This is a genomic window from Variovorax sp. OK605 (assembly GCF_900115445.1).
In the GTDB taxonomy this organism is placed as follows: domain Bacteria; phylum Pseudomonadota; class Gammaproteobacteria; order Burkholderiales; family Burkholderiaceae_C; genus Variovorax.
Genome location: NZ_FOWL01000035.1, coordinates 1 through 25,845, shown reverse-complemented (window position 1 = coordinate 25,845; position 25,845 = coordinate 1). Strand labels below are relative to the sequence as shown.

Below are 25,845 nucleotides of genomic sequence, written 5' to 3'. Positions count from 1 at the left end.
AACGCGGAGAACATCCAGGTGAAGGGGCAGTCGGTGGGCATCCCGGTGATCGCGGCGGTGAACGTGGGGGCGCTGACCAACGCGAGCGCGGCGGCGTCGCAGGCGGCGGCGGCCGCGCAGGACGTGCTGCAGCGCGACCGCGCGGCGCAGCGCCAGGCGCTGCCCTCGGTGTTCAGCGTGCGTGTGCTGGGCTTCGGCAACGAAGGTGCGGGCGGTGGCGACAACGGCGCCGCGCCGAAGGCGCGCGAACCGCATGCGGCCTACGACCCGCAGGGCGTGGTGCAGGTGCTCGGCGCCGGCACGCTCACCGCGGCGCAGATGCAGTCGCTCACGCCGGGCGAGAAACGCGGGCTCAGGCAATGAGCGTGATTCGCCGCTGATTTCATCGCAGTGTCAAAAACAAGGGCCTCCCATTCGGAGGCCCTTCTTCTTATGTGCAACAAAAACCCGCGCGCCGGACCGAGTGTCGGTTTCTTGATGAAGTTTTTGTGACAAACGGCAGTCGCCGCGCGCGCCGTGCGTCTAGATAACCGTACGCAGCAGCGACATGAGGGCTCTCCACCATGCGCTGCTGCACAGCGATTCATCTTTGAGAACGAGCTGTAAATGCAAGACATGAAGAAGAACAGCCCACCGATGTGTTGGAGAGCGGTGTGGCTGGCAGTGATGGCGATGGGCGCCCAGGGAGCGGCCTTCGCGCAGGCGGGCGCGCCGGACGGCGCACCCGCGCCCGTGGTCGCACCCGTGGCCACGCCTGCGCCCGCGGCGGCAAGTGCACCCGCACCTGCGGCGGCAGGCGCAGCCGCGGCCGCCCCCGCGGAACCCCAGCGCAAGGTCGACATTGCCGAGTACATCGTGCGCGGCAACACCGTGCTCGACGCGCGCGCCATCGAGAAGGCCGTCACGCCCTTCCTCGGCCCGGAGCGCACGCTGAAGGACGTGGAGGCCGCGCGCGACGCGCTGCTCGCGGCCTACCAGGCCGCGGGCTACCAGTCGGTGTATGTCGACCTGCCCGAGCAACAGGTCACGCAGGGCGTGGTGTTCCTGCAGGTCAACGAGACCCGCGTGGGCCGCGTGCGCGTGGTGGGCGCCGAGTACAGCTCGCCGCTGGACGTGCGCGACCAGGTGCCCGCGCTGAAGGAAGGCGGCGTGCCCAACTTCACGCAGGCGCAGACCGAGCTCACCGCGCTCAACCGCGGCCCCAAGCGCCAGGTGATGCCGCTGGTGCGCCAAGGCAGCCTGCCCGGCACGATGGACGTCGACCTGAAGGTCGACGACAGCAACCCGTGGCGCGCCAGCGTGGGCCTGAACAACGACTACAGCGCGGACACGCGCAAGCTGCGCGCCAGCGTCTCGCTGGGCCACGACAACCTCTGGCAGATGGGCCACAGCGCCTCCATCAGCTTCTTCGGCGCGCCGCAGGACCTGAGCCAGACCAAGGTGTTCTCGGCCTCGTACAACGCGCCGTTCGCGGGCACCAACTGGGCCCTGGAAGGCAACGCCTACGTGTCCGACAGCAACGTGGCCACCGTCGGCGGCACCAGCGTGCTGGGCAAGGGCCACTCCATCGGCCTGAAGGCGATCTACACCGTGCCCAACGCGGGCAACTGGTGGCACTCGTTCAGCATGGGCGTGGACCTGAAGAACAACAAGGAAGCGCTGCAGCTCAAGGGCTCGGGCGACACGGTGCCGCTGAAGTACGCGCCCATCACGCTGTCGTACACCGGCTTGCGCCAGGCCGAGAAGAGCCAGTACGGCGTGGGCCTGTCGCTGGTGGTGGGCACGAGCAGCTCGTTCAAGTACGGCAGCGACTCCGCCGCCTTCGACTACAAGCGCTACAAGTCCTCGCCCAGCTTCATGGTGCTGAAGACCGATTTCAACGGCGCCCACACCTTCGACGGCGGCCAGCAGCTGGCCTTCCGCGTGAACGCGCAGATGACCGACTCGCCGCTGGTGTCGAGCGAGCAGATCGCCGGCGGCGGCATGAACTCGGTGCGCGGCTACCTCTCGGCCGAGGCCACCGGCGACTACGGCGTGGTCGGCTCGCTCGAGCTGCGCAGCCAGCCGCTGACCTTCCTGGGCAGCACGGTCGAGAACTGGCGCGTGTACGGCTTCGTCGATGCCGCGCGGCTGCGCCTGAAGAACCCGCTGGCCGAACAGGCCGACCGCTTCCAGCTCGCCTCGGTGGGCGTGGGCACGACCTTCAAGGTGGGCCAGTACTTCTCGGGCCGGGTCGATTTCGGCTACCCGCTGAAGGACGGCCCGCGCACCAAGCGGCACGACGCGAACGTGAATTTCAGCCTGACCGCGAGCTACTGAGTACCAGCGGCGCGGCTCCCCGTTTCCTTTTCATTTTTTTCTCTCTCTACGAGTTTTCCGGAGAACTGTCATGCGACGCATCCTTTTCATCGTGCTCACGCTGCTGAGCACGCTCCTGCCGGGCCTGGCCCACGCCTGGTGGCAGGCCGAGTGGTCCTACCGCAAGCCCGTCACCATCGACGGCGGCCCGCAGGCCGGCGCCATCGGCAGCGATGCCGGCCGCGTGCCGGTGCTGGTGCGCCTGCACACCGGCAACTTCAAGTTCGAAGGCGTGAGCGAGACCGGCGCCGACCTGCGCTTCGTCGCGGCCGACGACAAGACCGTGCTGAACCACCAGATCGAACAGTTCGATCCGCTGCTGGGCATGGCGCTGATCTGGGTCGACGTGCCCAACGTCTCGGCCGGCACGCCGCAGAAGCTGTGGATGTACTACGGCAACCCCAAGGCCCCGGCCTCGGGCAACGGCCAGCGCAGCTTCGACCCCGACTACACGCTGGTCTACCACTTCGCCGAAGGCGCGGTGCCGCCGCGCGACACCACCGCCTACGGCAACAACGGCCAGACGCCGACCGTCCCGGTCGAGGGCACGGTCATCGGCAAGGGCGCGCAGATGGGCAACGGCGCGCTGATGCTGCCGGCCACGCCGTCGCTCGCCGTGCAGGCCGGCGGCACGCTCACCTTCTCCGCCTGGATCAAGCCCGACCAGCTCGGCGCGCGCCAGGCGATCTATGCGCGCCGCGACGGCGCCGGCGAGTTCGTGGTCGGCATCGACCAGGGCGTTCCCTTCGTGCAGGTCAACGGCCAGCGCAGCACGCCGGGCCAGCCGGTGCAGGCCGGCCAGTGGTCGCACATCGCGGTGAAGGCCGAAGGCGAGAGCGTGGCGCTCTACGTGGGTGGGCGTCCCGCCGTGTCGCTGGCGGCCAAGCTGCCCGCGATGAACACCGCCGCCGCGCTCGGCGCCGATGCACCGGCCACCGGGCCGGCGGGCGCTGCCGCAGCCGGAGCGCAAGGAACGCAAGCCGCGCAAGCAGCGCAAGCCGCCGCCTTCGCGCCCTTCACCGGCGCCATCGACGAAGCGCGCCTCTCGAAGGTGGCACGCGGCGACGCGCTGCTGCTGGCCGACGCCGTCTCGCAAGGCGCCGAGTCGCGCCTGACGGTGTTCGGCGCCGACGAGCAGCAGGCCGGCAAGAGCCACTTCGGCTTCATCCTGGCCGCGATGCCGCTGGACGCGTGGATCGTGGTGGGCCTGCTGGGCCTGATGATGGCCGTCTCGTGGGCCATCATGATCGGCAAGGGCCGCCACTACGGTGCCACCGCGCGCGCCAACAGCACCTTCATCGAGCACTTCCGCGAGGCCGCCGGCGCGCCGCTGGACCGCCTGGCCACCCACAACACGGTGCCGCAGGAGGTGCGTGCCGACTCGTCGCTGTGGCGCCTGTACGAAGTGGCCGTGGACGAAATGCGCCGCCGCCATGACCGCGGCTACGACCTGAGCGCGGTGTCCGACGCCACCATCGGCGCCATCCGCGCGGCCATGGACGGCGTGATGGTGCGCGAGATCGAGCGCATGTCCAAGCGCATGAACTGGCTGTCGACCACCATCGAAGGCGCGCCGTACGTGGGCCTGTTCGGCACCGTGATCGGGATCATGCTGGTGTTCGTCGTGGCGGCCATGGCCGGCGCGGTGGACATCAACTCGGTGGCCCCGGGCATGGCGGCCGCGCTGCTGTGTACCGCCGCCGGCCTGGGCGTCGCGATTCCCGCGCTGTTCGGCTACAACTGGCTCGCCTCGCGCTCCGACGCCATCACCGCCGACATGGCCGTGTTCGTCGACGAGTTCGTCACGCGCCTGGCCGAAGAGCAGGGCGAAGGCCGCTCGATGCCGTCGGTACCGGCACGAGCACGGGCCTGAGGAGCGCACCGACATGGCAACCCCAGCCAAGTTCGCGCCGCGCAGGCGCACCGGCGGCATCAACATCACGCCCTTCGTGGACGTGCTGCTGGTGGTGCTGGTGATCTTCATCCTCACCAGCAACGCCAGCATCCCGGGCATCAAGGTCGACCTGCCGAAGGCCAGCGCCTCGGTGGCGCTGGAGAAGCCGAAGACCAAGGCCATCACCATCGACAACGCGGGCAACGTGTTCCTCGATGCCTACCCGGTCACGCTGCCGGAGCTCGAGGAGCGCCTGCGCACCGAGAAGGCGCTGTCGCCGGACTTTCCCGTGATCGTGCGCGGGGATTCCAGCGTGCAGTACGCCAAGGTGATCGATGTGCTCGACCTGCTGCGCCGCATCGAGCTCAACCAGATCGGCCTCGTGACCGGCAAGCAGAAGTGAGGAACCGAGCGTGAACCCTCGCGACCCGAGTTCTCCTGCTTCCGCGCGGCGCGCCGGCGCGAAGCCAGGGCTGTGGCGCCGCTGGGGCGGGGCGGCCATTGGCGGGGTGCTGGTCGCCGCGCTGGTGGCGCTGGTATGGCACCTGCTGTCGGACACCGCGAGCACCAAGCGCGTGGTGGCCGATGCGCCGATGCTCATGCTGCCGCCTCCGCCGCCACCCCCGCCGCCGCCCGAGCCCGAGAAGCTGCCCGAGCCCGAGCCGGAAAAGATCAAGCCCGTGTCCGAGCCCGAGCCCAAGCCGGTCGAGCCGCTGGAGCCGCCGAAGGACGACACCCCGCCCAGCCCGTCGAAAGACCTGGGCGACCCGGTGACGATGGACAGCGCGGCCCAGGCCGGCAACGACGCGTTCGGCATCCAGGCCGGCAGCGGCGGCGGCATGAGCGGCACCGGTGGCGGCGGTGGCCTGGGCAGCGGCTCCTACGGCCGCTACGTGGCCAACCTGCTGCAGCAGGCGCTGTCGCGCGACGCGCGCACCCGCCAGCTGGTGTTCGACGACATCCAGATCGACCTGTGGCTCGGCGCCGACGGCAAGACCGTGCGGGCGCAGCTGGTGCGCGGCACCGGCACGAGCGACATCGACGAAACGGTGCTCGCGCTGATCCGCGGCCTGGACCGCATCGACGAGAAACCGCCCGCGTCGCTGCGATTCCCGATGCGCGTGTCCATGAAGGGGCGCCGGCCATGAACGCTGACCGCCTGCCGGTCCGTGCCCCGGCCGCCCCGACTGTCCCATTCAATCCTGTGAACGAAGCGATGAACCAACTTCAACAAACTCCGAGCCGGCGCGCCATGCCGGTCCTGCGCCAGTGCGCGCTCGCGGCGGCCGTGGCCTCCGTGTTCGTCTTCGCGCCCGGCACCGCCGCGGCCCAGGCCGCCCCGGCGGACACCGCCATGGTCAGGCTGATCCGCGGCCTGATCCAGAGCGGCACGCTCGCCAAGGACGTGGGCGAGGCCCTGCTCGCGCAGGCGCAGACCGAAGCCATGGCCGCGCAGCAGGCGCAGCGCATGCCGGCTTCGGCCACCGCCGCGTCGGCCAGCGCCGCCGGCACGGCTGGCGGTTTGCGCCTGGAAGCGGGCGACGTGCGCGTGCCCTACATCTCGCAGACCGTGCGCGACCAGATCCGCGACGAGGTCAAGGCCCAGGTCATGGCGCAGGCCAAGGACGAAGGCTGGGCCGCGCCCAACGAAACGCCCGAGTGGAGCAAGCGCATCCGCGTGGAAGGCGACGTGCGCGTGCGCAACGAGTCGCGCGGCTATGCCGGCGGCAACAGCGACATCGAGACCAACTGGAGCGAGTTCAACAAGGGCTCGGGCTACGACGTCAACCCCAACACCAACCTGGCGCTGCCGTCGCTGCTGAACACGCGCCAGGACCGCCGCAACCTGTTCCGCGCCCGCGCGCGGCTGGGCGTGTACGCCGACCTCACCGAGAACACCAAGGCCGGCGTGCGCCTGGCCTCGGGCAGCGACGAGAGCCCGGTGTCCACCACCCAGACGCTGGGCGGCGGCCTGAGCAAGAAGAGCGTGTGGCTCGACCAGATGTGGATCTCGCACAAGCCGGTCGACTGGCTCACCGTGACGGCGGGCCGCTTCGGCAACCCCTTCATGTCGAGCGACCTGCTGTACTCCAACGACCTGAACTTCGACGGCATCGCCGCGCAGTTCGACAAGAAGCTCACGTCCAACAAGGACCTGTCGCTGTTCGGCACGCTCGGCCTGATCCCGCTGGAATATTCGTCGGACAACGCGCCGGCGCGCAACCAGATCAAGATGAAGAGCGAGAACAAGTGGCTGCTGGGCGCGCAGATCGGCGCCGACTGGAAGATCGACGACGACAACCGCGTGCGCGGCGCGCTCGCGTACTACAACTTCCGCAACATCAGCGGCCAGGTCTCAGAGCCCTGCAAGCTGTATGCGGGCGTGGACGGCTGCAGCACCGACTGGTCGCGCCCGGCCTTCATGCAGAAGGGCAACACGCTCATGCTGCTGCGCGACATCTCGCTGGACCCGCTCAACCCGGCCGGCACGCCGCAGCCGCAGTTCGTGGGCCTGGCCTCCAAGTTCCGTCTGATCGACCTGAACCTGCGCTGGGACACGGCCGTGGCCGGCAACAACCTGCGCCTGGACGCGAACTTCGTGAAGAACTCCGCGTACGACTCGCGCGACATCTGGAACCGTGCCGGCCTGCGCGGCGCCATCGTGAACAACTTCGGCCCCACCGGCGGCGTGAGCCAGTCCGACTTCAAGAGCGGCGGCAATGCCTACATGGTGCAGGCGACCTACGGCAAGCCGGCACCCACCGCGCGTGGCGACTGGAACGTGCTGGCGGGCTACAAGCGCATCGAGCCCGACGCCATGCCCGACGGCTACAACGACTCGACCTTCCACGGCGGCGGCACCAATGCGCGCGGCTACTTCCTGGGCGGCTCGTACGCGATCGACAAGAACATGTGGTTCACCGGCCGCTGGATCTCGACCAAGGAGGTCTACGGACCGCCGCAGTCGATCGACACCCTGCAGCTCGAATTCAATGCGCGTTTCTAAGGAGCCGGCCGTGTCCAGAGGAAAGATCTTCCCGGCGCTGACGCTCGCCACGTTGGCCACGCTCGCCACCCTGGCGGTCCCTGCCGGCGTGGCGCATGCGCAGCCGCAACAGCAGCCCGGCGGCCAGAGCATGGAGGAGCGGCTTCGCGCGCAACTGCGCACGACCACGACCCAGCTGCAGCAGGCGCAGAACGAACTCGCCGTGCTGAAGGCGGGGCAACCCGCAGGTGCAGGTTCTGGTGCAGGTGCAGCGGCCGCCCCCGCGGGCGCCGCCACCGCGCCGGCCAGGTCCGAGCTCGACGCGCTGAAGAAGGAGCTGGCGCAAAGCCAGTCGCAGCTCGCGGCCGAACGCCAGGCGCGCGAGTCGGCCAGCGCCGGCAGCCAGCAACTGCGCCAGCAGGCGCAGGCCACCACCGAGAAGGCCACCGCGCAGATCGGGCAGTACCGCAACGCCTACGACGAGCTGCTGAAGATGGCGCGCGCGTCGGAAGCCGAGCGGCAACGCCTGGCGGCCGAGAGCGCGACGCACCGCACCGCCATGACGCAGTGCGAGGCCAAGAACACGCAGCTGTACGCGGTGGGGCAGGAGATTTTGCGGGCCTACGAGACGGTGGACGTGGGCACCGTGCTCGCGTCGCGCCAGCCGTTCGCGGCGCAGAGCCGCGTGAAGTTCGAGCAGATCGCGCAGCAGTACGGCGACAAGCTGTACGAGAGCAAGTTCGACGTGCGCGCCGTGGGCGCGCCGGCACAGGCCGCGGCCGCAACGCCGGCCGCCGCTGCTGCTCCTGCAACCCCTGCAGCCCCCGCATCCGGAGAAAAGCCATGAAGCGCCTCCAGTCCTCCTCGGCCGCGGCGCTCGTGCTGCTGGCCTCCTCGGTCGGCGTGGCCAGCGCGCAGGTGCCGGTGGCCGTGCCGGGCAACGCCGTCGTGGCCCGTGTCGGCGACGTCACGGTGGCACAGGACGAGATCGAGAAGCTGCTGCAGGCGCTGCCCGAGGCCGAGCGTGCCGCCGTCAAGGCCGACCGTTCGACGCTCGACGGCTGGCTGCGCCAGCGCCTGCTGAGCGAGGCCGTGCTGCGCGACGCGCGCGCCAAGGGCTGGGCCGACAAGCCCGAGGTCAAGGCGAAGATCGATGCGGCCACGCGCGAGGTTGCCGCGCGCGTCGTGAGCGCCACCTACCTCGACGCGGTGAGCCAGGTGCCCGCGGGCTTTCCGTCCGACGCGGAAGTGAAGGCCGCCTACGAACAGGGCAAGACCGGCTACAACCTGCCGGCCGCCTACCGCGTGGCGCAGATCTATCTGGCCACGCCAGACAGGAGCGCGGCCGCCGTGGCCAAGGTGCGCGACGAAGCCAACCGGCTTGCGCGCCAGGCCCGCACCGGCGACTTCGCCGCCGTGGCGCGCGCCAGTTCGCAGGACAAGCGCAGCGCCGAGCGCGGCGGCGAGGTCGACACGATGCCGCTGGCGCGCATGCTGCCCGAGCTGCGCGACACCATCGCGAAGCTCAAGCCCGCGCAGGTCAGCGAGCCCGTGCAGTCCGAGGCCGGCTTTCACGTCGTGAAGCTGCTCGACGTGACGCCCGCGCGCACCGCCACGCTCGACGAGATGAAGCCCCAGCTGCAGGCCGCCTTGCGCCAGCAGCGCCAGCAGCAACTGGTGCAGGCCTACCTCGCACAGGTGGCGCCGGCGACCGCGCTGAGCATCGATGCCGCCGCGCTGGACGCGGCGCTCAAGAAGACCAACTGATTCCATCCGCACACAAACACATTCACAGGGCCAACATGAACAACACTTCGACCCCCACCGACACCAACGACACCGCCGCAGCCCCCATCGACATGCTGGACGCCGTCACGCCCGAGCAGGTGGCCGACGCCATCAAGGCTGCCGGCGGCGCCGTCACCAGCATCGAGCAGGACGGCGTGGTGCGCCTGCACAGCGCCAGCCACGGCATCGGCTTCCAGGTGATGTGGGGCAACCCCGTCACCACCACGCAGTACACCGACTTCACGCTGAGCTGCCCGCTGCATGTGCAGGGCGGCACCTTGCCCGAGGCGGTGCTGGCCTCGTGGCACCGCACCAAGCGCTTTGCGCGCGTGGCGCAGCACGGCGACTTCGTGGTGCTGGAGATGGACGTGGTGGTGGCCGGCGGCGTGAGCCCCGCGTACCTGGCGTTCGCCGTGCGGCTGTGGATGCAGATGATGGGCGAGTTCTTCCTGCACCTGCGCAACTACGGCCCGGCGGCGCAGACGCGCGCCGACGCCGCGAACGGCAACGACGGCAACAGCGCCAACACCGCAGAAGGCGCCGCCGGCGACAACACCGGGAACGCCCGGGGCGAAGCCGCGGCCGCCTGAGGATGCGCGCCATGCAGCGCAGCGGCGCGGCCGGCGACAGCCACGATTCGCCGACCGGCCGCGCGATCGTCGCCGCCGGCCGGCAGGCCCAGCGCGCGCGCCGCGCGGAGACCGTGCGCCAGAAGCAGCGCGCGGCCTTGCTGGCGCTGCTGGTGCAGACCATGGCGGAGCTCAACATCTCGATGGCCGAGCTCAACGCCGCGCGCCGCGCGCTGGCGGGCAGCGCGGCCGCGCACGGCGGCGGCGATTGAGCGGGCGCTGCATTCAACCTGTCACGAAGCGTCACTAGCATCGCGCCGACAAACGCAGTACGGCCACGCATTCATCGGCGAGCCGCTTCCCCTTCCCCTGACAGGACCAGGCATGCTTCGGATGGCTCGGTCGCGCCTGGTTCGTGCCTTGACCTTGATCTTCGCTCTGCTGTCCGCGGCCTCCTGCCTTGCCGAAGGCGCGGCCCCGGCACAGCGCATCGGCTTCGACATTGCCGCGCAGCCGCTGGGCGACGCGCTGCAGGCCTACGCGAAGGCCACGGGCCTGTCGGTGTTCTTCGACGCACAGGTCACCGCCGGGCGCACCAGCGTGGCCGTGCACGGCGAATTCACGCCGCAGGAGGCGCTGCGCCGCCTGCTCGAAGGCTCGGGGCTGGCGCCGCGCTTCGCGGCGGACACCACGCTCACGCTGGTCGAGGACGCGGGCGCTTCGGTGCGTGCCGGTGTGCCGGCGTTGCCGGCGCCGCTTGCCGAGCCGCTGGCCGAGGGCAATGCGCGCGCGGTGCAGCGCGCGCTGGAGCGCACGCTGTGCCGCTGGCCGCGCGCGCAACCCGGCAGCTACCGCGCGGTGGTCCAGCTGTGGATCGGTCCCTCGGGCCATGTGCGCCGCACGCGCATGCTGGCCTCCACCGGCATCGCCCAGCGCGACGCGGCGCTGCGCGCGGCCATGGGCACGCTGGTGCTGGCGCCGCCCGCGAGCGAGGCCGAGCAGCCGCTGACCATCCTGCTGCTGCCGCACGCCCAGGGCAGCACCGACGTCTGCGCCGCGCCTGACGCCGTGCCCTGAGCCCGCGATGGAACAGGACACCCCCGGCTTCCTGCGCGGCCTGCTCGTCAGCCGCTACCAGGACTTTCGCAACCGCCTCAAACGCAAGTTCGGCTCCGAGGAAACCGCCGACGACGTGCTGCAGGAAACCTGGCTGCGCGTGCACCGCATGGCCGACCCCGGCCCGGTGCAAAGCCCCGTGGCCTACCTGCTGCGCATCGCGTCCAACGTGGCCGAGGACCGGCGCATCGCGAACGGGCGGCTGCTCGACTTCGTGGAGGTCGAGGAACTGCTCCACTTTGCCGACGACAGCCACGACCCGGCGCGCGTGGCCGAGTCGCGCAGCGAGGTGCAGGCACTGGAGCGCGCGCTCGAGGAACTGCCGCGCCGCCGGCGGGACATCTTCATTGCGTCGCGCGTGGACGAGACGCCGCACAAGGACATCGCGCTGCGCTACGGCGTGTCGGTGCGCATCGTCGAGCGCGAAGTGAAGGCCGCGCTGGTGCATTGCGCGGGCCGGCTGGGCCGAGATGTGATCCAGAGGTTCGGTCCCGGCGCCGGAAAACAGTCTGAGTAAAAGCATGATGGCCTCGACCACACCGCCCGACGACCGCAACGCCCTGCAAGACCAGGCGCGGGACTGGCTCGTGCGTCTCACCTCGGGCCGCGCCACCACGGTGGACGCGCAGGACTTCAAGCGCTGGTGCGGCCAGAGCCCGCTGCATGCGCAGGCGATGACCGAGGCCACCCGGCTGTGGGACGCGGCCCGCCCCGCCGCGCAGGCCGTGGCGCAGCGCATGCGCGCTGCCGCTGGCGAACCGCCGCGCGCGGCCGGTGCCATGGCCTGGCCGCGGCCGGGCCGGCGCGAGTTCCTGGGCGCCGCGCTGGCCGCGGGCGTGGCCGCCTTCGTGGTGGTGCGCCCGCCGGCGCGGCTGTGGCCCGCGCTGTCGGACATGACGGCCGACTACAGCACCGGCACCGGCGAGCAGCGCCAGGTGGTGCTGGCCGATTCGGTGGTGGTCGAGATGAACACGCAGACCAGCTTCAACCTGCGGCCCAGCGCCGAGGGCGAGCCCGCCGCGGTCGAGCTGGTCGACGGCGAGGCGCAGGTGCTGCTGGCGCCCGCGCGCGCCGCGCCCTTCAGGCTGAGCGCGGGCGGCGGCCAGCTGGTGGCCGCCGTGGGCAGCCGCTTCAACGTGCGCGCCACCGGGCCCGAGGTGTGCGTGACCTGCATGGCCGGGTCGCTCGAGTTGCGCTACGGCGACCAGCTGCTGGTGGCGCACGAGGCGCAGCAGCTGAACTACGGCCGCCAGGGCGCCGGCGTGATGCGCGCGCCCGACCTGGCGGCCGTCACGGCGTGGCGCGAGCGCGTGCTGGTGTTCAACGACACCCCGCTCGCCACGGTGGTCGACGAGATCAACCGCTACCGCCCGGGCCGCCTGATCGTGACCAATGCCGAGCTGGGCCGCCGCCGGGTGCAGGCGCGGTTGCGGCTCGAGCAGCTCGCGCGCGTCGAGACCCTGATTGCCGCGAGCTACGGCGCCAAGGTGACGGCGCTGCCGGCGGGCATCGTGCTGCTCGGCTAGGGGTCGGCAGCGCTGTCGCGCACCTGCATGCGTTGCATGACATGGCTGTGAAAAACACCGCCGCGCATGCCACCCCGGAAATTTATCCCGTCTTTTGCAAACGCCGTGTCGGTCGCATCCGGCGAGCCCGGTCTCTTAAGCAGGGCACGGCGCCAGGGTGCCGTGTGAAGCAATCACGCGAACGGGTTTTCCTCCGAGGTACGACATGAGCAACAAGACATTCCGCCACGCGCCGCTCGCGCATGCGGTCGTCATCGCATTGGCCACCGCGGGCCTGGCCGGCCACGCACAGGCGCAGCGCGCCTTCAGCGCCGCATGGATGGCGCAGAAGAACATGGCGCAGGGCACGGCCGCCGCCACCGGCTACCTGCCCAACGGCACGCCGGCCTCGCTGCTGACGAACCCGCAGGCGCAGCAGCAGCGCGCGAACGAGCAGCTGCAGCGTTCGATCGGCAACCTGACCCTGGCCGCGCAGGCCATCGCGGCGCAGCAGGCCGCACAGGCGGCGGCGCGCGAGGCCGCGCTGAAGAACCCGTCTTCCGTGCCCGACGGCCTGGCCGAAGGCGGCCTGCGGATCGACACCAACAGCCTCACGGCCGGCTGGGCCAACGCCAACGCACCGGTGCAGTCGCAGCAGGCCGACGGGCGCACGAACGTGGCGATCCAGCAGACCGGCGACAAGGCCGTGCTGAACTGGGAGACTTTCAACGTCGGCAAGAACACCACCGTGAAGTTCGACCAGCAGCCGAGCTGGGCCGTGCTCAACCGGGTGAACGACCCGAACGCGCGACCCTCTCAGATCCGCGGGCAGATCCAGGCCGACGGCACGGTGATGATCGTCAACCGCAACGGCATCGTGTTCAGCGGCAGCAGCCAGGTCGACACCCGCAACCTGCTGGCCTCCGCCGTGGGCATGACCGATGCGCAGTTCAAGCGCGGCATCTACAGCCAGGCGCTGGGCACCGGCTTCGTGCCGACGCTGGCCAACGACCTGAACGTGACGCCCTCGACCTCGTCGAACGGCAAGGCCACCGGCGACGTGGTCGTCGAGGCCGGTGCACGCATTGCCACGCGCGCGCCGCAGACCGTGACCGAGGGCGGCGGCTACGTGCTGCTGGCCGGGCGTGAGACGCACAACCGCGGCACCATCGTCACGCCGAGCGGGCAGACCATGCTCGCCGCGGGCGACAGCTTCGTCATCCGCAAGGGCGTGGGCACCGACAGCAACCAGCAATCGAGCACGCGCGGCAACGAGGTCACGGTGGCGCGCGTGGCCGACAGCACAGCCGGGCGCGTGTCCAACGCGGGCCTGATCCAGGCGCTCACCGGCGACATCACGCTGGCCGGCCACACGGTCGAGCAATCGGGCGTGCTGCTGTCGAGCACCAGCGTCAACACGCGCGGCACCGTGCACCTGAGCGCCACCGGCAACGCCGATGCGCGCGTCACGCTGGCCCCGGGCAGCGTCAGCGCCGTGCTGCTGGACAACAGCAGCGCCACCGCGCTCGACGTGCAGCGCGACGCGCTCATCAAGGACTCGGCCAGCCTCTCCGACGGCGCCTACAACCGGCGCGACCAGTCGCTGGTGCAGATCGCATCGAGCGGCAACGTCGAGTTCCTGTCCGACTCGATGACGCTGGCCACCGGCGGCCAGGTCAACGTGAACGCGGTGCGCCGCATCCAGGTGGCCGATCGCGCGGCCATCGACGTGGCGGGCGCGGTCGGCGTGAGCGTGGCCATGGCGTCGAACAACGTCGAGATCAATGTCCAGGGCAACGAGCAGCGCGACGCGCCGGGCAACCGCGACAGCAAGAACCTCAACAACGCCAACCTCTGGATCGACCGCCGCACCCTGGTGCGCGTGGCGGCCGGCACCAACGGCTACACCACCGACCGCTGGTACACCGGCGGCGGCCTGCTCGAAGTCAGCGGCTACCTGAACACCGGCGGCCACGGCATCGGCGAATGGGCCGCCTCGGGCGGCACCGTGGCCTTCGGCGGCGGCGAGCTGGTGACGCAGGCCGGCTCGGCCATCAACGTGTCGGGCGGCACCCTCGACGTGCAGACCGGCATGCTCAAGCAGAGCTGGCTCAAGGGCAACGACGGCCGGCTCTACAACCTCTCCAGCGCGCCGGGCGACATGCTGTACACCGGCGTCTACAAGGGCTTCGAGAGCGAGCACCAGCGCTGGGGCAAGAACACCACCGACTATTTCTACAACCCTTTGATCGGTGCGCGCGAGCGCCTGGAAAGCGGCTACACGGTGGGCCGCGACGCCGGCCGCGTGATCGTCGGCACCAAGTCTGCCGTGCTCGAAGGCGAGATCGAGGCCACCGTATTCCAGGGCGACCGCCAGCGCAACGCGCCCGACGCGGCGTTCGACAGCTACCGGCAAGCGCAGACCGCCGCGCCGCGCAGCGGCCAGCTGCTCATCGGCCAGCTGCAGCCGATGTTCAGCATCGACACCGGCATGCTGCGCGACAACCCCACGGCGCTGGTCGAGCGCATCGACATCGGCACGGTGCAACGCATCGCGCAAGACCTCAAGCTCGAAGACGCATTGCCCGACGCGCTGAAGGGCAAGCTGCAGATCGACGCCGGCTGGCTCAATCGCCAGCAACTCGGTGGCTTCAAGGCCTATGCGCAGGGCGGCATCACGGTCGACGCCGACGTGGTCCTGGCCAACGGCGGCAGCATTGCGCTGCATGCGACGCAGGTGGACGTCAAGGCCAACCTCGGCGCGCGCGGCGGCAGCATCGCGCTGGGCGACACGGTCAACCGGCTGTTGCCCGGCAGCATCGTGAACTGGGCCGAGCAGCCGATCGGCAACTCGCTGCTCGAAGGCTACACGCGGCGCGTGGACGTGGCCGGCGGCGTGGCGCTCGACACGCACGGCCTCTGGACCAACCTGCGCAACAACCCCGCCGACATCGGCGGCCTGCCGTACATGAACGGCGGCAGCGTCACCATCGCCAGCACGGGCGACGTGCGCCTGCACGCCGGCACGGTGATCGACACCTCGTCGGGCGCGGCCATGATGGCCGACGGCTCGCTGCAGGGTGGGCGCGGCGGCAACATCACGCTCCGATCGAACCAGAACGGCAACACCGGCGGTGGCGCGGGCACTTTGCTGCTCGAGGGCGAGCTGCGCGGCCACGGCGTGAAGGGCGGTGGCACGCTGACCATCGACACGGGCATCGGCGTTGCCATCGGCGGCGGCTTGCTCGCCAACCCGGGTCGGCTGGCAGCGGGTGAATCGGTGCCGGTGCACCTGACGCTGGCCGAGGCCTTCACCATTCCCGCGGGCACGGTACTGCCGCAGGACTTCACGTATGTCTCGAACGTCGTACCGGCGGGCGAGGCGTTGAAGATCATGCCGGTGTTCACGGTCAGCAGGCCCTACAAGCTGCCGGCCGCCTGGGTGGTGCCGCAGGCGACCGTCGCATGGGAATACGTCTTCGTCTCCAGCAAGAGCGGGAGCATCTACGCCAGCGGCAACACCATCCCGGCCGGCACCGAGCTGGTGGAGATCAGCGGCAAGATGGCGCCGGGCTATGTGGTGCCCGCCGCCGCATTCCCCAACGGCATGCCGGTGTCCGACTACAACGCCACGGTGGCTGCGGGCACGCCCTTTGTGCGCGACCTGGTGCTGGGCGAGGGCACGCTGCTGTTGGCCGGCAACCGCCTGCCGATCGACGTGGCGGTCAAGCCCTTGCTGGTGCTCGACGACAGCGTGTTCCGCAGCGGCTTCTCGCGCTATGCGATCAGTGCGCAGCAGGGTATGCAGGTGGCCGCCGGCGCGAAGGTCGATGTCGCCATGCCGCTGCTGCGGGCCGACCCGGCCGCTGCCCGCGCCACGGCCACCGGCGCCGATCCGTCGGCCGTGCTGCAGCGCTGGCTGCCGCCGGTGTGGCAGGAAGACCCGCTCAAGGGTGTGCTCACGCAGCGCGCCGGTGCCGACCTGTCGCTCAGCGCGGGCTCGGTCTACAGCCAGGCGCCGCTGGTCGTCGGCCAGGGCGCGACGCTCTCCGTCGACCCGGGGCGTTCGCTCACCCTCACGGGCAATGGCCAGATCACCATCGACGGCACGCTCAACGCGTGGGGCGGGCGCATCGGCGTGCTGCCCGGCGCGTTCGGCACCGGCAATGACGTGGGCCATCCAGCGGGTTCGGCCAATGCCACCTCCATCTGGATCGGCAGCGGCGCGGTGCTCGACGCCGCCGGCCGCGCCGACACGGCAACGGATTCGAAGGGCCGGGTGTACGGCGACGTGGGCAGCGGCGGGCGCATCGAGATCGGCGCGGCCTACAAGGCCGACGCGGGCCAGGTCGACGCGGCCGATGCCTTCGTGGTCATCCGGCCGGGCGCGCGGCTCGATGCATCGGGCAGTGCCGCGCGGCTCGACCTGCCGGGACGCGGCACGCTCGACGTGGCGGGCGACGGCGGCCTGATCTCGCTGGCTTCGTACCGCGGCCTGTTCCTTGACGGCGACATGCGGGCGGCGGCGGGCGGCGCGGGTGCGGCCGGCGGCACGCTGGCAGTGACGCTGGAAACGCCGAACTACGGCCCGGTCGACAAATTGAGCCTGAAGGGCATCAACGTCGACGACGCAGTGCGCGTGGCGCGCGAACTGGTGCTGGCGCAGGTGCAGGGCGACAGCGGCCTATCGGCCGGCCTGAAGGTCGGCGACCGCGAGGCGGCCCTGGCCTACGGCACTGCGCGCGTGGGCGTGGACCGCATCGCGGCCGGCGGCTTCGGCAACCTCTCGCTGCTGGCCAACGGCCTCGTGAGCTTCGACGGCGACATCGACCTGCGCATGGGCCAGAGCCTGCGCCTGACCGCCAGCGCGTTCGGCCTGGCGGCCAATCCGGCCAACGCGGCGCCCACGTCGCAGGTCAGGCTCGCGGCCCCCTACATCCGGCTGGCGGGCAGCACGCGCGGCCAGGACGAAAACTACATCATGCCGAACCCGGTGCGGGGTTCGAAGAACAGTGGCAGCGGCGGCGGCATGCTCGGCTTGCCGCTCGTGGCCGAGGGCGCGCGCCTGCAGCTCGATGCGCAACTGATCGACATCGCCGGCCAAGTAAATACCGGCGCGCGCGGGGCCATCGTGCAGAACGCGGGCGATCCGTTGACGGTCGAGCGCCTGGCTTTCAGGCAGATCGTGATGCGCTCGGACGGCGACCTGCGGCTGTCGCAGGCGGCGCAGTTCTACACCCCCGGCAGCCTGACCCTCGCGGCCTCGCAGATCTACCCCGCGATGAACGACAGCGGTGTCTTCGTGGTGGGCGAACGAGGCAGCTTCGACAAGTACGGCACGCTGCTTCGCGAGTTCGACCCGGCGCGCAGCCTGAACATCGAGCGCATTGATCCCTCGGCACCGCTGCCGGCGCAGCCCTATTCGGCATTCGGCCGGCTGAGCTTTTCCTCGGCCGTGGTGAACCAGGGCGGCGTGGTACGCGCCCCGCTGGGCGAGATCGAGCTGGGCGCTGTCGCTGGGAGCGGGCCCACGGGCGAGGTCAACCTGCTGCCCGGCGGCGTCACCTCGGTCAGCGCCAAGGGGCTTGCCATGCCGTACGGCGGCACGCTCGACGGCTTGAGCTACCTGTACGACGGCAAGGACGTGGTGTGGAAGGGCGTGGGCAACGGCCCTGCGGTCACGCTGTCGGCCCACGTGGTGAACGTGCGCGAAGGCGCGGTGCTCGACCTCTCGGGCGGCGGCGAGCTCACGGGCACCGCCTTCCTTCCGGGCCGCGGTGGCTCGACCGATGCGCGCCTGAACCCGCTGGTGCAGACCACCGCGCGCGGCAGCTTTACGCTGCCCGGGCTGGCCACCAACCCGGTGTATGCCATCGTGCCCGGCGCGCAGGCCGGCCATGCGCCGCTGGTCAACGAGCACGGCGCCGGCGACCCGGCACTGGGCCGCCAGATCACCATCGGCGCGGGCGTGCCCGGGCTGCCGCCCGGCACCTACACGCTGCTGCCCTCGACCTTCGCGCTGCTGCCCGGCGCCTTCCGCGTCGAGCTCAACGGGCTGGCACCCAACCTGCCGCCCTCGGGCGTCACGGTGCCCATGCGCAACGGCTCCTACGCCGCGGCGGCGCAGTTCAGCGTGACCAACACCGGCATCCGCGACGCACTGCCGACCCAGGTGTTCCTGACCCCGGCCGACACGCTGCGCAGCTACTCGCAATACAACGAGACCAGCTACGCCGACTTCGCGATCGCACAGGCCGAGCGCTACGGCGTGCCGCGTCCGCTGCTGGAGCGCGACGCCAAGATGCTGCGCTTCAATTTCGCGCAGCCCGGCCGCCCGGGCGCGCTCGCGGCGAACGCGGACGCACCCGCATTGCGCTTCGCGGGCGTCGCCGACTACACGGCCGCGGCCGGCAGCTACGGCGGCACCGCGCTGGTGGACGGCAACTACAGCCCGAACATCGAAGTGCTGGCCGACGGCGCCGTGCGCACGCCGGGCTTCACAGGCGTGTCGGTGGCCGCCAGTGCCCTCAATGCCATCGCCGCGCCGCGCCTGGCGATCGGCGGCATGCCGAGCGTGCTCTACGTGGACTACCTGGGCAGTTCGCAGGGCGCTAACATTGCGAACTTCCTGAGCGGGGCCGGGAACATCGTGCTGCGCGAAGGCGCGGTGCTGAAGGCCGGCGAGGTCTACCTCGTCACCAATGTGAAAGCCGGCGGCATCGTTGTCGAGCAGGGCGCGGGCATCAACACGCTGGGCCGCGGCAAGGCAGCCTGGGACTCGCGCGACGGCTTTGTCTTCGCACCGGGCACATACAGCGTGCTGGCGGTCTCCAACGGCTGGCTCGACCTGCTGGCGCCGGCCTTCAGCGCCGACGAAACCCGGGGTGCGGGCCGCATCGACATCGGCGCCTGCGCGACCGGGTCGCTGTGCCAGGGCGTGACCCGGCTCTATTCCGAAGGCACCATCGCGGCGTCCACCGACCAGAGCTTCGAGCTGCGCGACGCAGCCCGCTACGGCACGCGCAACCTGGTGCTGTCGGTCGGCGGCATCAACGTCGGCAGCGAGGCCGCGCTGGCCGCCGCGGCCGCCCGCCATGCGCTGGCGCCGGGTCTCACGCTGAACCAGGGCATTCTCGAGCGCCTGCTGCGCGGCGACCCCGCCAGCGGCGCACCCGCGCTCGAGAACCTGGTGCTGACCGCGCGCGACGCGGTCAACTTCCACGACTCGATCGAGCTGTCGACCATCGACCCGCTCACCGGCCGCTCGTCGCTGGAGCGGCTGGTGCTCGGCACGCCCGCCATCTACGGCGCGGGCAACGCCGACACGCTGGCGCGCATCCGCACCGGCATCCTGGTGTGGAACGGCGCCACCACGGCGCCGGGCCTGGTCGCCGCGGGCGGCGCGGGCACCGGCAGCGGCCGGCTGCAGATCGATGCCGACCAGATCGAGTTCGGCTACGGCCCCAACAGCCGGCCCGACACCGTCCACAGCGTGGACCGGCTCGTCCTGGGCTTCGGCGAGGTGGTGCTCAACGCGCGCGAACGCGTCACGGCCAATCACACCGGCTCGCTGTCGGTCTACCAGTCGCAAGGCGCGTGGGACGACGCGCTGAAGGGCTTTGCCTTCAGCGGCGGCAACCTGCGCATCCAGACACCGTTGTTCACCGGCCAGGCCGGCTCGGTCAACAAGATCAAGGCGGGCGGCGACATCGCGGTGAGCGCACCCGCCGGCATGGCCGCGCCGGCGCTCTCGGGCAAGGCGCTGACCGACGCGCTCGGCGCCGAGATCGGGCTGGACGCGGGCGAAAACCTCACGCTCGACACCCGCATCGCACTGCCCAGCGGCAAGCTCACGGCCTCGGCGGCGCGCGACCTGCAACTGGCCGACGGCGCGCAGCTCGACCTTGCGGGTCGCAAGATCGGCTTCTTCGACGTCGCCAAGTACAGCTGGGGCGGCGACGTGGTGCTCGAGAGCCGCGCCGGCGACGTGCGCCAGTCGGCGGGCTCGCGCATCGACATGTCGGCCGACCACAACCGCGCCGGCAAGCTCACGGTGCTGGCGCTCGGCGAGGGTGCCGGCACGGTCGACCTGCGCGGCGCCATTGCGGGCGCAAGCAGCGGCCAGTACGACGCGGGTGGCACGCTGGTGCCCTATGCGGCCGGCGGCGCCGACATCCGCAGCCAGCACATCGAAGACTTCACGGGCCTGAACCGCCGCCTGGGCGAGGGCGGGGTGTTCGGCAGCCGCAGCTTCCAGCTCAAGCAGGGCGACCTGGTGCTGGGCGACGAACTCAAGGCGCGTGAAATCAATGTGTCGGTGGACGGCGGCCGGCTGGCCGTCAACGGCACGGTGGATGCCAGCGGCGATCAGGCCGGCAGCATCCGCCTGGCCGCGCGCGACGGCGTGACCCTCGGTGGCGCGGCGCTGCTCGACGCGCACAGCCGCGTGCTGCGCGTGGACAGCTACGGCCAGGTCATCGAGGCGCCGAACCGCGCGGTGATCGAGATCGACGCAGGCAAGGGCCGGCTGGTGCTGCAGGACGGCGCGCGCATGGACGTGCGCGCCGGCACCGGCGGCACCGCACAGGCGCTCGGCACCGTCGAGCTCAGCGCGCAGCGCGTGGGCGGCGAGCGCGGCAACGACATCGCCATCGACGCGAGCGGCAAGGTGCAGATCGACGGCGCGCGCGCCATCACCGTGAACGGCTTCTGGACCTACAACGACGCGGACGCCGGCACCGACCTCGCGGCCGACGGCCGCCCCTACCAGGTGGTGAACCAGGCCTACCTGGACCGCAAGCACGCCGACAGCCTGGCCTTCATGGGCAATGTGCTGGCCAACGGCAACCTGATGAACACCCGGCTGGCCGGCCTGCGCGCCTATGGCGACGCCTTCCACCTGCGCCCCGGCGTGTCCATCGTCAGCGCCACGCCCGACGGCGACCTGCACGTCGACGGCGACATCGACCTGTCGGGCTACCGCTATGCGAGCGTCAACCCGCGCACGCAGCAGACCGGTGTGTACGGCTCGGGCGAATCGGGCGCGCTGGTGCTGCGCGCCGGCGGCAACCTCAACGTGTACGGCAGCATCACCGACGGCTTCGACACCTCGGTGCTGCCCGCCACGCCGAGCGACCAGGGTTGGGTACTGGTCAAGGGCCGCGTGCCGTGGGGCGGCGACGTCGTCGTGCCGCGCGGCGGCCTCGTCGAGCTGGCCGAGGGCACGTTCTTCCAGCCCGGTCGCACGCTCAACTTCGACCTGCCGATGCAGCCCATGAGCCTGAAGGCCGGCACCGTGCTGGCCACCACCGCCACGCTCTCGGCCAACCTGGTGCTGCCCGCGGGCACGGTGCTCGGCGGCGCGGTGCGCGATGCCTCGGGCCATGTGCTGCATGCGGCGGGCGCGGTGCTGGCGCAGGCCGTCACGCTGCCAGCGGGCACGAAGCTCGACGCCGGCAACCGCCTGCCCGGCGACACGCGCGTCGCAGCCATGACCTGGCCCGCCGGCGTGCCGCTGCCATTCCCCCCGGGCATCATCAACGACACGGGCGGCCTGAACTATCCCGTCAACGGCGTGCAGCTGGCCGGCTCGCTCATGCTGCGCAAGGGCGCAGTGGTGCCGGCTGAAACCATGGTCGTGCTGCCCGACGGCGTGACCTCCGTCAACCTGCGCCCGGCCGACGCCGACGGCAACCAGGGCCGCAACTTCGCGCTTGCGCCGATGCTGGCGCCGGGCTCCGGCTCGTGGTCGATGCGCCTGGTGGCCGGTGCCGACATCCGCGCCGCCGACACCCGCGCGCTGCGCCCGCGCGACGCCAACGGCCAACTGCTGCTGGCCGACACGCACTACGGCATGGGCGGAGAACTCATGTTGCAGCTGCCCACGCCCGGCGTGGCGGGCCGGTACTACTGGATGGGCGATTCGCTGATCCAGATCGGCTATGCACCAGGCAAGCTCATCGACCTCGACGAGTGGGGCGGCGAGGAAGCGGTGCAGGACATCAACAACTGGGGCGTGGGCGACCTCGTGACCTGGGCCCCTCTGGGCTCCGCACCGAAGACCCGGCCGGTGCCGGCCACGCAGCAGCTCTTCAGCGTGCTGCGCACCGGCACCGGCGACCTCGACCTGCTCGCCGGCGGCAACTTCACGATGAACTCGCTCTACGGCGTGTACACCGCGGGCACGCAGTCGGCGGGTGTCGCGGCGGCCTACAACCAGCCACGTGCGAAGGTCGACGGCATGGTGCTCGGCGGCACCGGTACGGAGTTCGAACCCTTCGTCGACGGCGGCGGCAAGAGCCTGTACCGCGCCTGGTACCCCGAGCACGGCGGCAACGTGTTGCTGCGCGCGCAAGGCGATGTCCGTGGCGACCTGGTCGGCGCGAACGTGTCGACGCGCCCGGACGCGATCGGCTCCCTGCGCTCGACGGGCGCCAGCGTCGACGTGGGCAACTGGCTGTGGCGCCAGGGCACAGGCAGTGCCGTGGCGGCCAGCGAGGGCGTGCCCACGGCCTGGTGGACCAATTTCGGCAGCTACGTGCCCGGTGCGACCGACTCCTACGCCACGTTCGGCACCGCGCCGCTCATGGTCGGCTTCATCGGCATCGGCACGCTGGGGGGCGGCAACCTCGTGCTCGAGGCCGGCGGCGATGCCGGGATGCTGACGAAGCGCGCGGACCGCTTCGCCGTCAACGCCGCGCACAGCACCGGTCTCAACCTGGTAGTGGGCAGCACCGGGCGCGTGTCGGCCGACGGCCGGCAGCTCACGCTGACGGGCGGCGGCGATCTGGACCTGCGCATCGGCGGCGGGCTCAACCCGGTGCCCGAGCTGCGGTCTTACCCGAGCACGGATGAGATCACGCCGCAGACGGTCTACAGCGGCAACCGCTCCGACCTGAACAGCACCTTCGTCAACCTGCGCGGCGCGCTGCGCATCCAGGCCGGTGCTGTGGGCGGGATCGAGCTGCGCTTCAACCGCGCCGACCCCGAGGAATCGCGCGCTTACCAGGTCTACACGGCCACCTCGTCCACCGCGGGCGGCGGTCCGGTGCTGGTGCCTGGCGACTCGGGCGTGCGCATCGACACCCGCGGCGACCTCGTGCTCGGCGGCGTGGCCGACGCGGGCCGCGTGGCCCAGCCGAACAACGGCGTGCCGTTCACTGCCAACGGCGTGCCGATGCCGGCCGACGGCTACAGCTGGTTCTCCCTGTGGACCCCGGGCAGCGCCATCGACCTGTTCAGCGCCGGTGGCAACCTGACGCCTTCCAACAGCACGACCGGAGACCTCCCGCACGCCAACATCCAGGCCAGCGACGGCCGCTTTCTGATGCCTTCGGTGCTTCGCGCGGTGGCCGCCAGCGGCAGCATCTACTACGGCAACTCCGCCACGGGTCAGCTTGACAGCAGCAACAAGCCGGTGCAGTCGCCCGTGGGCGTCATGCTGGCGCCTTCGCCCGTGGGCCCGCAATACGCCAAGGCCGGCGTGGGCCAGCTGGAGCTGCTGGCGGCCGACTCGATCTATGCCGGCGGGTACGGCGTGACGCAGTCGGGCGCGGACCCCACGGCACTGCCGAATCCGTTCAACGCGGGCTTCAGCGGCTCCATGGCACCGACGTGGTACGGCACGCAGAAGCTCAGCAACATCAACCCCGACGCGCTGGCCCCCACCGTCTTCCTGGAGAACCTGACCCTGCGAGAGGGCGCCCAGCTCTATCCGCTGTTCAGCTTCACGCCGCCAACTGCCTCGGGGTACGCGGTGGTGGGCCAGCAGCCGGCGCGCTTCTATGCGAGCGAAGGCGATGTGATCGGCGTGCGCACGGGCGCCATCATCACCCGTGGCACGGGCGCCATCGGCAACCTGCCCACCTGGTACGAGGGTGGCGGGCCGGTGGCGATCCGCGCGGGGCGCGACATCGTCAATTCGGGCACCGGCCTCGGCAAGTCCGAACCCGTGCCGATCGAAGGGACCGGCTGGGGCACGCAGGCCTACAACGGCAACCCCAGCGCGCCGCTGAAGCCCGTTCCGCTTTCGGGCGGCGGCGCGCGCGGCAATCTGATCGTGCACAACAACCCCGACGATGTGTCGGTGGTCCAGGCCGGGCGCGACGTGCGCTACAGCACCTTCTACGTGGCCGGCCCCGGCGTGCTCGAAGTGACGGCGGGGCGCGACGTGTACATGGCCGACAGGGCCGAGCTCAAGAGCATCGGCCCGGTCGCCAACATCACGCCGGGCGACCGCAGCAGCGGTGCGGGCATCGCGGTGGCCGCGGGCGTGGGGCGCAACGGCCCCGACTTCGCGGCCTTTGCTGCGCGCTACCTCGACCCCGCCAACCTCGCGGCCGGCGGGCAGGCGCTGGCCGAGCAGCCCGGCAAGGCCGTGACGACCTACGGCGACCGGCTCACGCTGGCGCTGTGGCTCAGCGGCCAGTTCGGCTACGGCGGCGACGAGGCCGGCGCGCCGGCCTACCTGACGAGCAAGCAGGCCGAGCTCGACCGCGCGCACCAGCAGTCCGCCGGCGCCGGTGTTGGCGGTGCACCGAGCCGCGACCTAGCGCGCGAGTACGGCCTGAGCAGCCAGCTGCACCTGGTCAACTGGCTCGAGGGGCGCTTCGGCGACGGCAAGCGCAACGGCCTGGGCCTGCGCTTCGATGCGGCGTCGATGGACGCGCGCACCTTCTTCGCGGCGCTGCCGGCGGAGCAGCAGCGCGCGTTCCTGCGCCCGGTGTACTACGCCGAACTCAAGGCCGCGGGCCGCGAGTACAACGCCGTGGGCGGCCCGCGCGAAGGCAGCTACCTGCGCGGGCGCGAAGCCATCGCCACGCTGTTCCCCTCGAAGGATGCACAGGGCAACGCGATCGACTACCAGGGCGACCTGACGATGTTCAGCAGCGCGCTGTACTACGACGACACCAAGGGCACGGGGATCGTGCAGGTCACGACGCGCCCCCGCGCGGGCGTGAAGTACCTCACCAAGGAGGAATGGATCGCTGCCGGCCGCGAGACCTACAAGACCGCGCATTACGAAGTGCAGGATGCCGGCGTGCACACCGACTTCGGCGGCGACATCCGCCTCATGGTGCCGGGCGGGCGCACGCTGGTCGGGGTGGACGGCGGCTTCGTGCCGGGCGAAGGCTCGGGCGTGCTGACGCAGGGCGCGGGCGAGATCGAGATCTTCTCGAACGGCAGCATCCTGCTGGGGCAGAGCCGCATCTTCACGACCTTTGGCGGCAACGTGCTCGCATGGTCGGCGCAGGGCGACATCAACGCCGGGCGCGGCTCCAAGTCGACCGTGGTCTACACGCCGCAGCGCCGTGTGTACGACGGCATCGGCCTGGTGAGCCTGTCACCCAACACGCCGAACACCGGCGCGGGCATCGCGACGCTGAACCCGATCCCGGAGATCCCGCCGGGCGACGTGGACCTGATCGCGCCGCTGGGCACGATCGACGCGGGGGAGGCGGGGATCCGGGTGTCGGGCAACGTGAACCTGGCGGCGCTGCGCGTGGTGAACGCGGAGAACATCCAGGTGAAGGGGCAGTCGGTGGGCATCCCGGTGATCGCGGCGGTGAACGTGGGGGCGCTGACCAACGCGAGCGCGGCGGCCTCGCAGGCGGCGGCGGCCGCGCAGGA

At 71.0% G+C, this 25,845-nt stretch carries 13 protein-coding genes and 1 pseudogene; all 14 read left to right on the top strand.

All coding sequences use genetic code 11. The features are described 5' to 3' along the window. A pseudogene (locus BM013_RS41585) lies at positions 1-363 on the top strand (hypothetical protein); the annotation flags it as partial. Positions 364-636: 273 nt separating this feature from the next. Then, positions 637-2,319 carry a ShlB/FhaC/HecB family hemolysin secretion/activation protein gene (locus tag BM013_RS39870; protein ID WP_256221901.1) on the top strand — a complete coding sequence of 561 codons (1,683 nt, stop codon included), beginning with the start codon at positions 637-639 and terminating at the stop codon, positions 2,317-2,319. Positions 2,320-2,389: 70 nt separating this feature from the next. Further along, on the top strand, positions 2,390-4,231 hold the full coding sequence (locus BM013_RS39865) for a DUF2341 domain-containing protein (protein WP_093136238.1): 1,842 nt from the start codon (positions 2,390-2,392) through the stop codon (positions 4,229-4,231). 13 nt (positions 4,232-4,244) lie between these two features. Then, positions 4,245-4,655: an ExbD/TolR family protein gene (locus BM013_RS39860; RefSeq protein WP_093136235.1), complete on the top strand. Its 411-nt coding sequence runs from the start codon at positions 4,245-4,247 to the stop codon at positions 4,653-4,655. A 10-nt stretch (positions 4,656-4,665) separates the two neighbouring features. Continuing rightward, on the top strand, positions 4,666-5,400 hold the full coding sequence (locus tag BM013_RS39855) for a hypothetical protein (protein WP_256220120.1): 735 nt from the start codon (positions 4,666-4,668) through the stop codon (positions 5,398-5,400). Positions 5,401-5,468: 68 nt separating this feature from the next. Further along, positions 5,469-7,259 carry a putative porin gene (locus tag BM013_RS39850; protein ID WP_218153737.1) on the top strand — a complete coding sequence of 597 codons (1,791 nt, stop codon included), beginning with the start codon at positions 5,469-5,471 and terminating at the stop codon, positions 7,257-7,259. 10 nt (positions 7,260-7,269) lie between these two features. After that, a complete protein-coding gene (locus BM013_RS39845; RefSeq protein WP_177225715.1) occupies positions 7,270-8,085 on the top strand; it encodes a hypothetical protein in 816 nt (271 codons plus the stop codon). After that, positions 8,082-9,005 carry a peptidylprolyl isomerase gene (locus BM013_RS39840; RefSeq protein ID WP_093136230.1) on the top strand — a complete coding sequence of 308 codons (924 nt, stop codon included), beginning with the start codon at positions 8,082-8,084 and terminating at the stop codon, positions 9,003-9,005. The genes BM013_RS39845 and BM013_RS39840 overlap by 4 nt, the downstream gene beginning before the upstream one ends. Before the next feature lie 35 nt (positions 9,006-9,040). Beyond that, positions 9,041-9,616, top strand: coding sequence for a YbjN domain-containing protein (locus tag BM013_RS39835; RefSeq protein WP_093136227.1), 576 nt, complete (start codon positions 9,041-9,043; stop codon positions 9,614-9,616). Positions 9,617-9,627: 11 nt separating this feature from the next. Continuing rightward, positions 9,628-9,867 carry a hypothetical protein gene (locus BM013_RS39830; RefSeq protein WP_143098525.1) on the top strand — a complete coding sequence of 80 codons (240 nt, stop codon included), beginning with the start codon at positions 9,628-9,630 and terminating at the stop codon, positions 9,865-9,867. Between the two features lie 148 nt (positions 9,868-10,015). Then, a complete protein-coding gene (locus BM013_RS39825) occupies positions 10,016-10,672 on the top strand; it encodes a secretin and TonB N-terminal domain-containing protein (RefSeq protein ID WP_177225714.1) in 657 nt (218 codons plus the stop codon). A 7-nt stretch (positions 10,673-10,679) separates the two neighbouring features. Beyond that, positions 10,680-11,228 carry an RNA polymerase sigma factor gene (locus BM013_RS39820; RefSeq protein WP_093136220.1) on the top strand — a complete coding sequence of 183 codons (549 nt, stop codon included), beginning with the start codon at positions 10,680-10,682 and terminating at the stop codon, positions 11,226-11,228. 7 nt (positions 11,229-11,235) lie between these two features. Next, positions 11,236-12,237 (top strand): FecR family protein, encoded by a 1,002-nt coding sequence (locus BM013_RS39815; RefSeq protein WP_218153736.1) that lies wholly within the window; start codon positions 11,236-11,238, stop codon positions 12,235-12,237. Positions 12,238-12,442: 205 nt separating this feature from the next. Then, positions 12,443-25,845, top strand: a 13,403-nt coding sequence (locus BM013_RS39810) for a filamentous haemagglutinin family protein (RefSeq protein ID WP_093136214.1), incomplete at its 3' end; no start/stop codon positions are given.